This window comes from Paenibacillus sp. FSL M7-0896, assembly GCF_037975415.1.
Lineage (GTDB): Bacteria > Bacillota > Bacilli > Paenibacillales > Paenibacillaceae > Paenibacillus_AQ > Paenibacillus_AQ silagei.
Window position 1 is genome coordinate 2,672,473 of the sequence record NZ_CP150250.1, and the last position, 14,719, is coordinate 2,687,191.

At 52.0% G+C, this 14,719-nt stretch carries 18 protein-coding genes; 12 read left to right on the forward strand and 6 right to left on the reverse strand.

Annotated elements, in window-relative coordinates; translation table 11 throughout:
* Positions 1-29: 29 nt before the first annotated feature.
* The 3 genes from MKY12_RS11080 to MKY12_RS11090 form a co-directional block, all read right to left on the reverse strand.
* Positions 30-794 carry an SGNH/GDSL hydrolase family protein gene (locus MKY12_RS11080; protein WP_051478358.1) on the reverse strand — a complete coding sequence of 255 codons (765 nt, stop codon included), beginning with the start codon at positions 792-794 and terminating at the stop codon, positions 30-32.
* A gap of 185 nt (positions 795-979) precedes the next feature.
* Positions 980-2,062, reverse strand: a complete 1,083-nt coding sequence (locus tag MKY12_RS11085) for a glycosyltransferase family 4 protein (RefSeq protein WP_339313809.1) — start codon at positions 2,060-2,062, stop codon at positions 980-982.
* 123 nt (positions 2,063-2,185) lie between these two features.
* Complete coding sequence (locus MKY12_RS11090; RefSeq protein WP_339313811.1) at positions 2,186-3,028, reverse strand: sugar phosphate isomerase/epimerase family protein; 843 nt, start codon at positions 3,026-3,028, stop codon at positions 2,186-2,188.
* A gap of 97 nt (positions 3,029-3,125) precedes the next feature.
* On the opposite strand from MKY12_RS11090, the gene MKY12_RS11095 reads away from it, so the two are divergent.
* The gene (locus MKY12_RS11095) at positions 3,126-4,088 is read left to right on the forward strand and encodes an acetylxylan esterase (protein WP_339313812.1); all 963 of its coding nucleotides are present in this window, start codon (positions 3,126-3,128) and stop codon (positions 4,086-4,088) included.
* Between the two features lie 111 nt (positions 4,089-4,199).
* Positions 4,200-4,577, forward strand: coding sequence for a YkvA family protein (locus tag MKY12_RS11100; protein WP_339313813.1), 378 nt, complete (start codon positions 4,200-4,202; stop codon positions 4,575-4,577).
* 349 nt (positions 4,578-4,926) lie between these two features.
* Here MKY12_RS11100 and MKY12_RS11105 read toward each other — a convergent pair whose 3' ends face one another.
* Positions 4,927-5,313, reverse strand: a complete 387-nt coding sequence (locus MKY12_RS11105) for a winged helix-turn-helix transcriptional regulator (RefSeq protein ID WP_339313814.1) — start codon at positions 5,311-5,313, stop codon at positions 4,927-4,929.
* 150 nt (positions 5,314-5,463) lie between these two features.
* Here MKY12_RS11105 and MKY12_RS11110 point away from each other — a divergent pair, with 150 nt between their 5' ends.
* The 3 genes from MKY12_RS11110 (at position 5,464) to MKY12_RS11120 (ending at position 7,491) form a co-directional block, all read left to right on the forward strand.
* Positions 5,464-6,150 (forward strand): NAD(P)H-dependent oxidoreductase, encoded by a 687-nt coding sequence (locus tag MKY12_RS11110; RefSeq protein ID WP_339313815.1) that lies wholly within the window; start codon positions 5,464-5,466, stop codon positions 6,148-6,150.
* A gap of 238 nt (positions 6,151-6,388) precedes the next feature.
* Positions 6,389-6,805, forward strand: coding sequence for a CidA/LrgA family holin-like protein (locus MKY12_RS11115; RefSeq protein WP_339313816.1), 417 nt, complete (start codon positions 6,389-6,391; stop codon positions 6,803-6,805).
* On the forward strand, positions 6,802-7,491 hold the full coding sequence (locus MKY12_RS11120; RefSeq protein WP_209875602.1) for an LrgB family protein: 690 nt from the start codon (positions 6,802-6,804) through the stop codon (positions 7,489-7,491). The genes MKY12_RS11115 and MKY12_RS11120 overlap by 4 nt, the downstream gene beginning before the upstream one ends.
* An 18-nt stretch (positions 7,492-7,509) precedes the next feature.
* Here the strand turns inward: MKY12_RS11120 and MKY12_RS11125 are convergent, their stop codons facing one another.
* Positions 7,510-9,018: an alpha-N-arabinofuranosidase gene (locus MKY12_RS11125; RefSeq protein ID WP_339313817.1), complete on the reverse strand. Its 1,509-nt coding sequence runs from the start codon at positions 9,016-9,018 to the stop codon at positions 7,510-7,512.
* A 149-nt stretch (positions 9,019-9,167) separates the two neighbouring features.
* Here MKY12_RS11125 and MKY12_RS11130 point away from each other — a divergent pair, with 149 nt between their 5' ends.
* From MKY12_RS11130 to MKY12_RS11160, 7 genes are all read left to right on the forward strand, one after another.
* Positions 9,168-10,070 carry an ArsR family transcriptional regulator gene (locus tag MKY12_RS11130; protein WP_036729749.1) on the forward strand — a complete coding sequence of 301 codons (903 nt, stop codon included), beginning with the start codon at positions 9,168-9,170 and terminating at the stop codon, positions 10,068-10,070.
* Between the two features lie 148 nt (positions 10,071-10,218).
* A complete protein-coding gene (locus MKY12_RS11135) occupies positions 10,219-10,392 on the forward strand; it encodes a hypothetical protein (protein WP_209992293.1) in 174 nt (57 codons plus the stop codon).
* Between the two features lie 260 nt (positions 10,393-10,652).
* The gene (locus MKY12_RS11140) at positions 10,653-11,240 is read left to right on the forward strand and encodes a putative ABC transporter permease (protein ID WP_339313818.1); all 588 of its coding nucleotides are present in this window, start codon (positions 10,653-10,655) and stop codon (positions 11,238-11,240) included.
* A gap of 387 nt (positions 11,241-11,627) precedes the next feature.
* On the forward strand, positions 11,628-11,915 hold the full coding sequence (locus MKY12_RS11145) for a hypothetical protein (RefSeq protein WP_339313819.1): 288 nt from the start codon (positions 11,628-11,630) through the stop codon (positions 11,913-11,915).
* A 54-nt stretch (positions 11,916-11,969) separates the two neighbouring features.
* The gene (locus tag MKY12_RS11150; RefSeq protein ID WP_076073992.1) at positions 11,970-12,446 is read left to right on the forward strand and encodes an NUDIX domain-containing protein; all 477 of its coding nucleotides are present in this window, start codon (positions 11,970-11,972) and stop codon (positions 12,444-12,446) included.
* Between the two features lie 34 nt (positions 12,447-12,480).
* Positions 12,481-12,870 (forward strand): DUF2809 domain-containing protein, encoded by a 390-nt coding sequence (locus tag MKY12_RS11155; RefSeq protein WP_339313821.1) that lies wholly within the window; start codon positions 12,481-12,483, stop codon positions 12,868-12,870.
* Positions 12,871-12,990: 120 nt separating this feature from the next.
* Complete coding sequence (locus MKY12_RS11160) at positions 12,991-13,782, forward strand: lipid II flippase Amj family protein (protein WP_036729737.1); 792 nt, start codon at positions 12,991-12,993, stop codon at positions 13,780-13,782.
* Positions 13,783-13,805: 23 nt separating this feature from the next.
* Here the strand turns inward: MKY12_RS11160 and MKY12_RS11165 are convergent, their stop codons facing one another.
* Positions 13,806-14,630, reverse strand: a complete 825-nt coding sequence (locus MKY12_RS11165) for a hypothetical protein (protein WP_339313822.1) — start codon at positions 14,628-14,630, stop codon at positions 13,806-13,808.
* Between the last annotated feature and the right edge of the window lie 89 nt (positions 14,631-14,719).

Consider the following 14,719-nt stretch of genomic DNA (forward strand, 5'->3'; position numbering starts at 1 on the left):
GCCGAGGCTGGGGGAGCGCTTGTTATTGTCTACGGATGTCCAGGCATTGCCGCAGGCTCCAGCAGCAGCTGGGGTTCACTCATGCGGATGAATTCCAGCACCTTGTCGTAGATAATCCGGTGGCCCTCCCGGTTGGGGTGGATGCCGTCCCGGCAGATGAACTTGGTATAATCCGGCTGCTGCAGGAAGGCGCCCCGGACATCGATAATCTTGGTCCTGGTGCTCTCGGCGACCTTGAGGATAGCGGAGTTGTAACGCTCCTGCCACCAGTAGATTTTGGTGACGCTGCCGAGGAACTTCATAATGTTCACTTCGGAATCGGGATTGTTGCCGCTGACCCACTTGAAGTAGTTGTCCGCATTCAGCGGAGGCAGACTCATCAGGATTGGCGTGATCCCCTGGTTCTTCAGGAAATGAATCATATCAGCCAGCATCCGCTCGAAGGCCGGAAAATCCGTCTTAGGACTATGCTCTGCCTCGGGATTGCTCGCAATCTCACTCCAGTGGTAGTCACAGTCATTGCCGCCGTATTCAATCAGCACCACATCCGGCTTCTCCTTCAGGACATCGCGCTTCAGATTACCGAAGCCCTTCATCAGCGTATTGCCGAATCTGGCAGTATTGCGCATAGCTCCCTTGAGCTTGCCCTGAAGCATGGATACATAATTATCCTCCAGAATGACATATTTGCTTCGGGTCTCGTCATACACAACGCCCTTGGAGATAGAATCCCCGCTGACCATATATTTGAACTGAGACCCCATGGACTCTTGCTGCTCCTCATTCCTGTTCATGCTCCCGCCTCCGATAACCCTAGTATATATACAATCAGTGTAAACCATACGTGCAGCCGTGCCTATGTATAGATGTCATGGGTTCTTAGGTTTGCCGGCAGTATTCTGGCGGATCAGTGGAAAATACAGAAAAGGTTCAACCCCATCCTCATAAGTTGGACCTTTTCCTGCATTCTCCGGAGCCTCTACCCATTCTCTGCAAAAGGTCGGCCGGAGCGCGATTTTCCCGCACCGTTCCCTTTTAAAAAGGCAGCGGCTGTCCGTTCCATGATTTTGACACTGTTCTCCCAGGTCCATGATCTTGAATCGCTCTCCCCGCGCGCGGCGATCCGGTTCCGGAGTGCGGGATCTTGAATAAGCCGCATCACATCCGCTGCAAGCCGGTTCTCATACCGGTAGGACAACAAGGAGTTCTCCTCATGGCGGGCATACTCCAGATTTCCTCCCGCATAGACAGAGACCAACGCCGCCCCGCAGCGCATCGCCTCCAGCCCGGGCAACGAGCCGGTGTCGAAAATGCTGGAGCTGACAAAAATATCAGCACCGTTATAGTGATAGCATAGCTCCTCGTCATTGAGCGGCGTGAAGAAGCGGTATTTGCCGCTGTTCATCATCCTTTTTAGCGAATCGGAGGTGAAGCATTCATCCGGCGGACTGATGAAATTGATATTGACCCACGGGAAGTTCTGCTTCACGATATCCAGCTGATTCACCAGGTAATCCTGCTCGCGGTGCCAGGAGAAGCCGTGCTCCACCTTGCGCAGGATCGCTGTAATGTTCAGCGGCTCCTGAAGCTCCTTGCGGATATTCATATTCCGGAATGAAGAGCTGATCCCTACCGGCACAATGCTTCCGCTGATTCCGTGCCCCAGCTTAATCAACTCCTGCTGCCATCTGGAGAGGACGATCAGCTTATCAGTAATATGATAGGAGGGGAAGGATACCTCGTTCTGCGGCAGAAAAAGAGGTTCATAGCACAAGGAGAGGCGGATATGCATACCTTTGCCGTTCAGGCTGGCTGCCTGTGAGACCGGAACCGTAGTGTAGAAATTGGAGACGATGATATCACTGACCGGAAAATCGGATTCGCGAAGCAGCGGGTAGTCGGTAATCAGCAGAGTGGAACGGACGTCATAGGAAACATCCCCTCCCAGCGGCATGACAATCACAACCTGGTGGCCCCGGGCAGTAAGACCGTTCGTAAGCTCCACGAGCATGCGTTGTGCCCCGCCATGGCTTAAGGTAAGAATGGGGAAAGTGAACCGCATCTGTGATCCCTTCCTTTCTGCACCATCGCCCTGCAAAATTGCGATAGGTATACTATTTTATTCAGTGAAAAGCGAAAAGTACCGCTAAGCGGTACTTTTGGAGGAAATGGGGTTATGGCCGGATTATAACGATTTGCGCAGATTACGCAGCAGATTCACAGTGTCCCGGATCTCCAGGCTGGTGACATCCTCCAGCGAGACATCGATCATCGGCTTATGCGCCTCAAGCTTGTTCAGGAACTCAGCGGTGTGGAACAGTCCGGTTCCGGGAGCGCCGTGACGAATGCGTCCGCCGTCCTCATAGATTCCTTTGAGATGGGCAAGGATGATCCGGTCGCCGAACAGGCTGAAGGATTGATCGACGATCTCATCCTGGAGATGAACCTCTTGACCGATCAGGTTGCATGGGTCGAATACGACACCGATGGAGCTCGAAGGCACCTCGTCGAGGATACGCCGCATTTTGGCCGGAGAGGACAGGGTGTGAGTGCTGACGCCCTCGAGACCTAGGAATACGCCCCATTTCTCCGCCTCCTCTGCCAGCTCCTCGATGGTTGCCTTAAGGGCATCCCAACCGATCTCCTCATAGCGGTAAGGGTCGATTTCCTGGAAGGTCGTAAATGCCCCCGTCTCCGTAGCGACCATAGGCGCGCCGAACTGGCGGGCGTAGCGCAGATGCTCCTTGAAGCGGTTAATCTCCGACCGGCGGACCGCAGGATCGGGGTGAATCGGATTAATGTAGCAGCCAAGCACACCGATGCGGATACCAGCCCTGTCGAATTGCTCGCCAATGTATGAGGCCAGTCCAGGACTAAGCTTGCCGGGGGAGAGGTCAATGTCCTGTATGGCTTTGGATAAGGCTAGCTGTACGAAGTCAATATTGTAGGTCTGAAGAGCGGCGGTCAATTCCTTAAGCGGCAGGCAGCCGGCAGTGTGTGCCAACGTTCCGTAACGAATAATAAACAACTCCTTTGGAATTCTATGAATTTATATCTATAATATTAATGACGCTTACATAGACATGCAAGGTTTTAAGAATGCATGCAACACAGGAGGAATTGAGATGAATGCAATAGAGATGCGTAAGCAAGAGCTGGAGAACTGCCGTCCAGAGCCTACACTGGACCGGGAGACGATTGATGAATTCTGGAATGATCTGCTCGCGGAAGATGAAGAGCAGCCGCTGGATTTGAGCATCACCCCTGAAGATACCCCCTATCCGGGCATGAAGGTGAGCAAGGTCAGCTATATGAGCTATGGGGAGACTACGATCAATGCCTGGTATATCCAGCCTGCCGGTGATACGGACGGCATGGGAGACCGGCCGTGTGTTGTGACCTTTCCAGGTTACACCGGTGACCGGGGATATCCCGAGCGTTACGCAGATTTCTTGCTGCTTGGATACACAGTACTGGCCGTAGATGTTCGTGGTCAGCTTGGAGAGACCGGCAATCTGCTGCCGCAAGAGCACGGGATTGTCAGAGGCTGGATTACCCAGGGGCTGCTGGAGAAGGAGCAGTCCTACTATCTGGCGTTAGCCATAGATACCGTACGGGCTATAGAGACGGCAGCACAGCTGCCGGGGGTTGATCCGGCGCGTATTGCGATTACAGGAGCCAGCCAGGGCGGAGGGATCGCTCTGTTGGCGGGAGCGCTCAGCCGCCGCGTGGCTGCGGTAGCCGCAGATATTCCTAATCTGTGCCGGCTGGATTTCGGGGTGCTGAATTCCACCAGCTCACTTACTGAGATCGCGGAATACCTGAAGCGCTATCCGGAGCATCTGGAGCGTGTGTTTGAGAATCTGGCCTTTTTCGATATCGTCAATCTGGCTCACCGCTTCACCGTCCCTGTTCAGATGTCCGTAGGCTGGAAGGATACGGTATGTATGCCGGAGACGATCTATGCCGCGTATAACCGGATAGAATCGCCTAAGGAGATTATGGATTATCCGTTCTCCGGGCATGAGGTGAGCGAATTCCAGCGCAGACAGACGGCGTTGTTCTTCCAGGAGCATCTGGGCTCCTAAGTGAAGCATTATAAGCCACAGTGATTAGCCGCAAGGGAATGGTGTGAAGATATAGTAAGGGTAGGCGCGAGGCCATATATAGGCAGTCTAATCACCGGGAGGGAACTACGGATGGACAATCAGACAGGTAAGCTGCCGGCAGGAGTATTGGTGGAGAGCTTTGAGTATGACAAGAAGAATGAGGAGCTTGTGAAGAAGAGCTTCTGGAGCAAAACCAGGAAAGCCGCCGGTAAAATCCCCTTCACCAGAGAAGCGATAGCCATGTATTACTGTGCTATGGATGCCAAAACACCGCTATGGGCGAAAGGGATTGCCTTTGGAGCGCTGGCGTATTTCATTTCCCCGATTGATGCTATTCCCGATGCGCTGATCGGCCTGGGCTTCACAGACGATGCTGCCGTCATGGCGGCGGGCATCCGGGCTATTGCCGGACAGGTCAAGGAGGAGCATAAGCAGAAGGCGGAGGAGTTTTTCGAAGATTCAAAATAGACTGGAAAACGGCCCCTTTTTTTAAGCAGGATTAACGTGAGTACTTGGGTGGACGCTGCGTGAACGAACCGTTGTTCCAATCGCTGTGGTCTCCAGATTTTTTTCATTCCCCTTAGCGGTGAAAATCCGGAGAACAAGGCGACCGCTGACGCTTTTACACAATCGTTTCGTCCTCTCCGCTGTTTAAGTGGGATACGAAAATATATTTTTTCAACAAAAACAGAAAGCAGCGGTTCTCCAATATGAGAGAATCGCTGCTTTTTTAACATTTGAATCCTTTGAAACATCTGAGATCTGACCCGTCTATAGAATATCTACTTTGAGACAGTCCCTATTCTGCTATGCCCCGTTACACTCCGGTGTCTATAGTTGGACGCTCTGAAGTCTGTTGCTTCGCCTGGTACTCCAGACCCCAATCTCTCATCAGCTTGATGATCGGAATCAGAGACCGGCCGAAATCAGTCAAGGAGTACTCGACCTTGGGCGGCACCTGATGATAGACCTCACGGTGTACGACGCCATCCTCCTCCAGCTCGCGGAGCTGCAGGGTCAGCATGCGCTGGGTGATGCTGGGGCAGATGCGGCGGAATTCGTTGAACCGGACTGTGGAATCCATCATATGGTACAGCAGCACACCCTTCCATTTACCGCCGATAACATCGAGGGTGAATTCTACAGGACAAGCAAAGGCATTGCTATCAGGGCAAGTGCCGAAACCGCCTTTACGGTTGCGCATTACTGAACACGCTCCTTAGTATCATTTTGTATACTACATCACAAAAATGTGCGTACTTCTAAATGTGTTGTATATCCATTACTATAGGCATGGGAACAGGAAAACGTCAATTCCTTATCATGAACGGTACACAGAAAGGGAGTATGGAGGATGGAGAACACAAGCACAGCAACTCAAATGACGAAAGAGCAGATTTTGGCAGCCTATGAGTACAGACATGCGACTAAGGAATTCGACAGCAACAGAAAGATCAGCGGGGAGGATTTCGGCTTCATTCTGGAGACGGGACGTCTGTCACCGAGTTCGTTTGGCTTCGAGCCCTGGAAGTTTGTAGTTGTCCAGAACCCGGAGCTCCGGCAGAAGCTGCTGCCATACGCCTGGGGCGCGCAGAAGCAGCTTCCGACCGCAAGCCATTTCGTGCTTATTCTGGCCAGACAGCCGCGTGATCTGGCAGCTGACTCAGAATATATTCAGAGTATGATGTCGGAGGTACAGAAGCTGCCGGTTGAGATTGCAGAGGGCAAGCAGCGGGTCTACGGCGCATTCCTGAAAAACGATTTCGGCCTGGCTGGCAATGAGCGGGCGATCTTCGAGTGGGGCGCGCGTCAGACCTATCTGCCCCTTGGCAATATGATGACCGCAGCTGCGCTGATCGGCATCGATTCCTGTCCGATTGAAGGCTTCGATAAGCAGAAAATGGAGCAGCTTCTGGCCGACGAGGGGATTATGGACCCTGAACATTTCGGGCTGGCCTGCATGGTAGCCTTCGGCTACCGGAGCGGTGAGCCGCGTGTGAAGACCCGGCAGAACGCTTCGCAGGTGGTAGAGTGGGTCTAAGGGCGATAAGGCCTGCGGGCCGGAGGCTGTTATGAGGATCACAAAGAAACGGATGCTGCCCTGAGGGGTTGCATCCGTTTCTTTTTTTTGAAATATTAGATCAATAATGAAAGTACATAGAAGAGTCGAAAACTTATTGAAAATTTGCTGAAAACTCTGCTACTCTTAGGAAGTCAGCCTGCTGCCGGTAAGCGGCTGCTTATGATCGTCATTTCAAGATTGAAGGGATTCCTGCATTATGAAAATCATCCGCATTATCGCCGAGGTCTGCCTGCTGTATGTGTTCTTCCTGGCCGGAGACTATCTGCAAGAGCTGCTGCATTTGCCGATTCCAGGCAGTATCGTGGGACTGTTGCTGCTCTTCGTCTTGCTGCTGCTAAAGATTGTGCCCGTGAAGCTGATCGAGAACGGCTCGTCCTTTATTCTGGCGTATCTGCCCATGTTCTTCATCCCGGCCACCGCAGGCATCATGAACCATCTGGATATCTTTAGCGGAAGAGGCTTGCTTCTGATCGGCATTCTCGTCATCAGCAGTGTGTTGACCATGGTTGTTACAGCACATTCCAGCCAGTGGATTGCCGCCCGCAGCGTCAAACGCTTAACACGCCGGACGTACCGTGCCCGTAATGTCCAAGGGAAGGGGAAGGAAGCATGAGAATTCTGCTGGCTGCCAGCTTCGTGCTGATGAACGTGGTGATCTATCTGGTCATGTCCATACTGTACAGACGTTACCGTCTTCCTGTCCTCCTGCCCGCGCTGACCGCAACGTTCACGGTGGTTGTGCTGCTCATGGGCTTCCATATCTCTTATGAGACTTACATGATCGGCGGCGACTGGATTAACCGCCTGCTGGGACCAGCGGTAGTATCGCTGGCTTATCCCTTATACAAACAGCGGCATGTACTGTGGAAGAATCTCCCTGCCATTCTCGGCGGAACGGTCACCGGACTTATGGTCGGAATGTTCAGCGGGCTGCTGATGGCAGCCGGACTCGGCTTCTCCAAGCTGTATGTGCTGTCCATTCTGCCCAAGTCGATTACCACCGCTGTAGCGATCCAGATCTCCAGCAATCTCGGCGGAGATTCATCGCTGACCTCCGTGTTCGTGATGGTTGCCGGCTTCACGGGAGCAATCGGCGGCCCCTATATAATTAAGCTGTTCAGAATCCGCAGCGAGTCGGGGATCGGCATTGGCCTGGGCACAGCTTCCCATGCCCTCGGCACCGCCAAGGCACTGGAATACGGCGAAGAGTCGGTGTCCATGAGCTCTGTAGCCATGACTGTGTGCGCGATTGTCGGCTCCATCGCCGGACCGCTAGTCGCCTGGATCATGTACCATTAAGCTTGCAGCATTCAGTAATCAGCCGTTCACACGCAGCCGGATTACGTTCCAGGAAGCAGCCGGAAGCATTGCGCTCACCCGGCCGCCGTCTGCGGCTGCTGTTCCCCGGTTGTGCGGAAGTACATTCGACGGGTTGGAGCGGGTATTGGCCGCCTGAAGATCCTCATGCTCAAGAACCGTGTGCTGAATAACCTCTACAGCGCCGAAGCTCCGCAGATCAACCGCCAGCTCCATGCCTTCGCTCAGATGGCGGTTCACTGCAAACACAGTAACCTCGTTCAGCTCCTCATTATATACACTGACCGCTTCCAGATATGGAACGTCGGTGAAATCCTTGGAATCATATTTGGAACTTGTAATCAGCGGGTGCAGCACCGTTCCCCGGCCGTAGATGGAAGCATGCATGTAAGGATAATAAGTGGTCTGCAGCCAGAGCGGTCCTCCGTCCTCCGTCATAATCGGTGCAATGACATTAATGAGCTGGGCGATACAGGCCATCTTGACCCGGTCTGCATGCTTAAGCAGGCTGATCAGGCAGCAGCCCACTACCAGCGCATCCTCCAGGGTATAGACATCCTCGAATTCAGGCGGTGCAATCTGCCAGTGCTGCTCGGCACGGCTAGAGCCCTGCGATTTCCATACATTCCATTCATCAAGGGACAGGTAAATCTTTTTCTTGCTTTTCTTCTTAGCCTTGATATAATCACATACTGCTGCTACGCTGTCGATAAACTGATCCATATCAAGCGATTGGGCCAGGAAATTCGCTGTATCCCCATCATTGTTATTGTAGTAAGTGTGCAGCGACAGGAAATCGACATTATCATAGGTGAGATCCAGAACTGTAGCTTCCCATTCGGCAAAAGTGCTCATGTTGCTGCCCGAGCTGCCGCAGGCGACAAGCTCCAGAGAAGGATCCACCCAGCGCATCGCTTTGGCGGTCTCATTGGCGAGTCTTCCGTATTCGACTGCAGTCTTGGCTCCGATCTGCCATGGACCGTCCATTTCATTGCCCAGACACCAGGTGCGGAAATTATGCGGTGCCTTATAGCCGTGGGAGATCCGCAGGTCGCTCCAATAAGAACCGGAGGGATGGTTGCAGTACTCGACCAGATTCCTTGCAGCGTCGATTCCACGTGTGCCCAGGTTCACTGCCATCATCACTTCAGAACCGGCCAGCTTGGCCCAATCGGCGAATTCATTCGTGCCTACCTGGTTAGTCTCTGTAACCCACCAGGCAAGTTCAAGAGAGCGCTTCCGTTCCGCCTTGGGTCCAACGCCGTCTTCCCAGTTATAACCGGATACAAAGTTGCCTCCCGGATAACGGATGATCGGTACGCGTAGTGCCTTGATAGCCTGGAGGGCATCGCCGCGGAACCCGTTCTCGTCAGCGGTAGGATGTCCCGGCTCATAGATTCCGCCATAGACGGCCCGGCCCAGATGTTCAATGAAGGAACCGTACAGCCTTGGATCTACCTCGGCCAGCTTGAAGTCTTTGTCGACAATCATCTTGGATTGAATGCTCATAGTTAGAAGCTCCTTTGTATTAGATTAATGAAATAGCTAATCGTTCAAGCCCGTTTATGATTACATGATACGAATTACGGGGTATACTAAGCAATAACTAATTTCAGGATTAACTTAATAACTAATTCAAAGAGCGCGGAGGGCCACCGATGTATTTAACCACAGATTCCGAATCGTTGAAGGTCTATGAAGCACTTGCCAGTGAAGTGAGGCTGCGGATCATCGATCTGCTTAGCAGCGAGGAGATGCATATTAAGGAGATTGCGGCCAGGCTGTATCTCAGCAGTGCCATTGTCAGCTCGCATGTTGCCAAGCTGCAGAAGGCCGGCATCGTCAGCTCCCAGATGAAGCGGATCGACGGGGGGACTTATAAATTCTGCTCACTTTCCGCGAATTTCTTGCAGATTAAATTATCCGGGGCCAAAGGCATCGCCCGCAAAGTAGTGGAGGTCTCTGTCCCTGTGGGCCATTACACCGACCTTGCAGCTTCACCGACCTGCGGCATTGCCACAACCGAGAAGCTGATCGGGTATTATGACGACCCGCGTTATTTCCTGGACCCGCAGCGGGTGGATGCCGGCATTCTCTGGTTCGCCAAAGGATACGTGGAATATAAGGTTCCGAATTATCTGTTCATGGATCAGACGGTCCAGGAGATTGAGATTTCCATGGAGATCGGCTCGGAGGCACCGAGTGTGAACGAGAAGTGGCCTTCGGATATCTCTTTTATGATGAATGGCATTTCGCTTGGCAAATGGACCAGCCCCGGAGACTTCGGCGTAATGAGAGGCCGGCTGACTCCAGCCTGGTGGAAATCGGATGTGAACCAGTACGGGCTGCTCAAGGTGCTCAGAATTAATGCAGGGGGAACTTATATAGACGGCCAGCAGATATCGGCAGTTACCATTGATCAGGTGGGCTGGCAGCAGGACCAGTGGAGCTTCAGGTTCACGGCAGAAGACACGACCCGAAGGCGGGGCGGCTTAACGTTATTCGGGCGCGGCTTCGGGAATTACGAGCAGGACATTGTGTTTCGTGTCTATTATGAATAAGAGGGACCTGTTCGCCGAATGGCAAGTGAATGGATAAGACAAGGAAAAAGGAGCTTTGTTCAGACGGGATGTTTGCAAAAGGGGTTCGCGGGTAACTATAACTAAGTAATCCAAATCGCGCACAACTTGCATACAAGGAGGAATTCACATGTCGGATCAATCCCAAAATGAAGCAGACATCCGCAACAAGGAGAATAAAGACGGGGATTCACTCGCAGAACGCAAAAAGATGGAGAATGGTGTGGATATTGAACCTGAAGCCGATGATTGGGAAGCCAAACCGGCCGAAACCGCCCATCCTGACCCGCTTCCTAAGAATTAGGGGATAGGGATAAGGCATGCGGCTAGGTCATAAGGCAGCATAAGGTATAAGGCATATGCATGTTACAGACTGTTCCTCACGGGGCAGTCTTTTTTCTGGTATAGGGATTATGATTTCACCGGACGCAGGCCGACGGAGTTAATAAGGAGTCTGGAATGTATGAGAAAAACCGACAGATATTCCCGTCATAATGTCCCGTTCTTGGAGACATACTAGCTCCAATTGGAAAATAATTGGGACCGGAGGCGCGAATAACTACGATGACACCTTTACTTTTACAGCAAAGTTACAGTATAGTGGCTGTGGCAAGTCCCTATCTGTTCTATTTCACTGTGTACTCGTTTCTGGGGTGGGTCCTTGAAGGCAGCTATAACCTCTACAGCACGGGGACCTTTCGGAAAGAAGGCTTCCTCAAAGGGCCATTTAAACCCATGTATGGCTGCGCACCGCTACTACTGCTGGCAGCACATGAAATCAGGCTTCCCTTGCCGTTATTCCTGCTGCTTGCGCTGATTGTCCCTTCAGCGGTTGAGTTTATTAGCGGCTGGCTGCTTAAGGAGATCTTTCGTAGACAATGGTGGGATTATTCAGGGATGCCGTTTCAGCTGCAAGGGCATATCTGCCTGAAATTCTCGCTGTATTGGTGGGGACTGTCAGTGGCTTGCATGTTCGGCTTGCATCCGCTGGTACACTTCCTGTATCTGCAAATAGAGAGGGTATGGATGCCTGTACTGCCCGTGGTCCTACTTATATTCACAGCTGATCTGCTGTGGACGTTCCGCACCCGCCGCCGCGGGCTGCAACTGCTGGATCATCTGTTGGAGTCACCGGAGCTTGGCGAAGGCTAAGGAATTAGTGACGAATGTGAATACAAAAAACAAAAGAACCCAAAGATATCTCCGGCGTATGTCTGGAGGTATTTTTGGGTTGCATGGCTTTTTGTTTCGTAACAGTTTTTATTCACTTGCATCACAATTGTGGATCAGACAAGGAATATCATACAACCATGTCAAATATAGTGCTAAACCGGTTTATTCATAAACCATGGAGCGGGAGGGCACATGAACAACTTTTTTAGCAAATACAGTCGGACTATTATAATTCTTGAAACGCTACTTATTGCGGTACTCTCACTATTGCTGATACGGGAAGTCAACAAGCCAGCCCCTCTGGTCAGGGACCAGCGGAACTTGATTACGCATTTTGATCAGCTGGATTTGGACAGAATTACAGAAATGATACATAGATTTAAGGAAGGTAAGGGAGATAACCTCACCATGCTGGAGTGGGGTGTTGACAGCGGGCCGTATATTCATGATTTCTACAACGATGGCAGGGTACTGCACTGGACGGTGGACAACAGCCGGGACTGGGCAGGCGACGGCGGGAAGATTGAATATGTGTGCAGAGTGATCCGGCTTGCCGAGACCGAGGAATTCTATAAGGTAGAGCTGACGGATTGTGAGAATCAGCCGGGTGATTTCGTGGTTCATCCGGTTTCTTTCCGCAAGGATGAGCTATAAACTGGAATTAAGAATGATATAGGGACCAATTGAAATAAAGTGGGGGGATGCTTCATGTCAATGTCTGAGTATTACCGGGAGCTGCGCGGGAAGGCCGGAGGCGGGCTGTTAATGATGCCGTCTGTAGCGGCTGTAGTAAGAGATGAACAGGATCGGATTCTGCTGATCCGCAAAAAGGATGAGACCTTATGGGGCCTGCCAGCCGGAGCGGTTGAACCTGGAGAGACCCCGTCCAGGGCGCTGCGCAGAGAGGTGTTCGAAGAGACCGGCTTAATGGTTACGCCTGAACAGATTATCGGCGTATTCGGCGGTGAGAAATTCAGATATGAATATAGCAACGGGGATCAGGTAGAGTACACGGTTATTGTATTTGAATGTGTCATTGTTAAAGGCCAGCTCAGGAGCCTGGACGGGGAGGCGGAAGAGCTGAGATTCTTCAAGGAAGATGAACTGCCCGGGCTAACAATCCCTTATCCCCCGAAGCTGTTCATGCGGGATGCAGCTGCGCCCAGGAAGGTTATATTTGATTGAAGGTTGTATTTGATTAATGAAGGAGTAGTTACGATTGCTGATTTTGAATTTACAATCCAGAATGATCTACTGCGGTGCAGTACTGCTAGCCGCCCTGCTGGGTCTTGCGACCAGGGCATACGGGAACTCGCTGCCGCACTTTGTCAGCGAACACTTTGGGGATGCGATCTGGGCAGGGATGATCTACCTTGCCTCCCGGGTGCTGCTGATCCGGCATCCGCTATGGATGTCGCTTGTCCTTAGCCTGTGCTTCAGCTTCGGAATTGAGTTCAGCCAGCTCTATCAGGCAGAGTGGATTGTGCATATCCGTGCTACAACCCTTGGCAGCTTGATTCTCGGCCACGGGTTTCTCTGGATTGATCTGGTCCGGTATACAGCCGGAATTCTGTTCTGCTGGACGGTTGACCAAATCTTACAAAATTGATTCTGGATTATATAGGAAGAAGAATATATATTAAGTGAGGCGATCCGGTCTGTAATAATCTGGAACAAGAATGCCGGTCATCTGCCGAATGCTGCCTGATTTGGAGATGAGTAACCGTAAATGACGAACAGCTTATTAGTGGTATGTCTGTTGACTCTGATTATTCATACGGCGGAGACCTTGTCGTATTCGGTGCGTTTTGCCGGAGTGAAGCTGAACAAGATCGCCATCGCCTTATCCCTGACCGGAATTATCGTGCTGGTCTCCAGAACCGCAAATATGGTACAAGGCCCCTTAACGGCGAAGTTCGTAGATTATGCCAAAGCTGACGACAGCTTCCCGCTGCTCAACTATTTGCGGATTATTATGCTGGCTTCTTCACTGGGTACATTGATCGCCATCGCCTTGTTTCCAACCTTCGTAGGACTGTTCGCAAGAGTAATTTCCAAGCTGGAGATCGAAGGATCTATCCCTAAGCTGCTGACGAGTGTAACAGTCAGCCAACTTAAGAATACGCGCAAATATATCCGCAGACCGAAGGTCAGGCTGAGCAGCTTCCGTTATCTTGGAATTCCCAAGCGCTTCATTGTGATGAATGTCTTCGTGACGGCCTTCTACACCGTAGGTGTGTTATCCTCGATGTATGCGGCCAAACTGTTGCCGGCGTTCAGCACCACTGCTTCCCAGGCATCCGGCCTGATTAACGGGATAGCAACGATACTGCTGACGGTGTTCATCGATCCGCAGCTGGGAATCATCACCCATAAGGCAACGGAGAATGCGGAATACCGTGACCAGCTCGGGAAGATCTATGTACTCTTGATGGGCTCGCGCTTCCTGGGATCTCTGCTGGGGCAAGCCCTGCTTGTACCGGGAGCCTTCATTATCACCTGGCTGGTGAAGCTGCTCTGACCCTGATGAATATGCTGCTTCGGCTACTTCGGCAGCTTAAGCTCTGCGGCACGGAGCGCCGTGCTGATCTGTTGCTCCCAGCCGTACAACTGTCCGGCCATAGTACGGATCTCCTTCATCCGGTTATAAGACAGCTTCATTGCAGCCGCAGCCTGGGTAGCGTCTCCCGCCTGGACAGCGGCTTTGTAGCGCTTGTCGGCTTCGGTTCTTTCTGATTGTGCGGCTGAGAATAGCTTGTTCTGAGCGGCAATCTGCTTCTTGAGCAGGGTGATGGGGGCAAGGGCATCCTTAGCCGGCTTGTTCTTCGCGGCAGTTAACGCTTTGGCTTCTGCCAAGGCTGAGGTGGCCTTCTTCACTTCAGCCCGTGCTGCGGTAGCAGCAGCCTTAAGCTTATTGCGCTTCAGCTCAAGCACAGTGGCACTCTTCAGATTGCTTACCTTGCGGGCAGCGGTGATCTGTTTGCTGAGAGCAGTATACTGGTCCAGGAGCGGAGCATGCTTCTTCTGCACCGCTTCCGCGGCAGCCTTGAGCTTGGCGAGCTGGGCAGCATTAGTGGCTTGAAGCTGCTTGTTCACTGCGGCAAGTGCGGCGTTATTCTGCTTGCGCAATTCCTGATTTCGCTGGAGGTCAGACTTCAGCGATGCCTGTAGACCCGTATAGTCTGTATACAGATTATGAATCTCGTCCAGCGCAGCATCCCACCCGGAATCGGCGGAGACACCGGACATGGGAGATGTACAAAGTGACAGCAGTATCACCAGCACAAACAGCCTTCTTACAGCTCTTCCCGAGAAAGGTGTTACAACTCCCATCCCTCTCCAATTCGTCAAGCCCATGAATTTAAACATTGCGTTCAGCTCCTCTGATTGTTCATTTGGCAGTAAACACAAAGAAGCACCTCCAAGAAAGGCATGAACTGCCTGTCCTGACGAGGTGC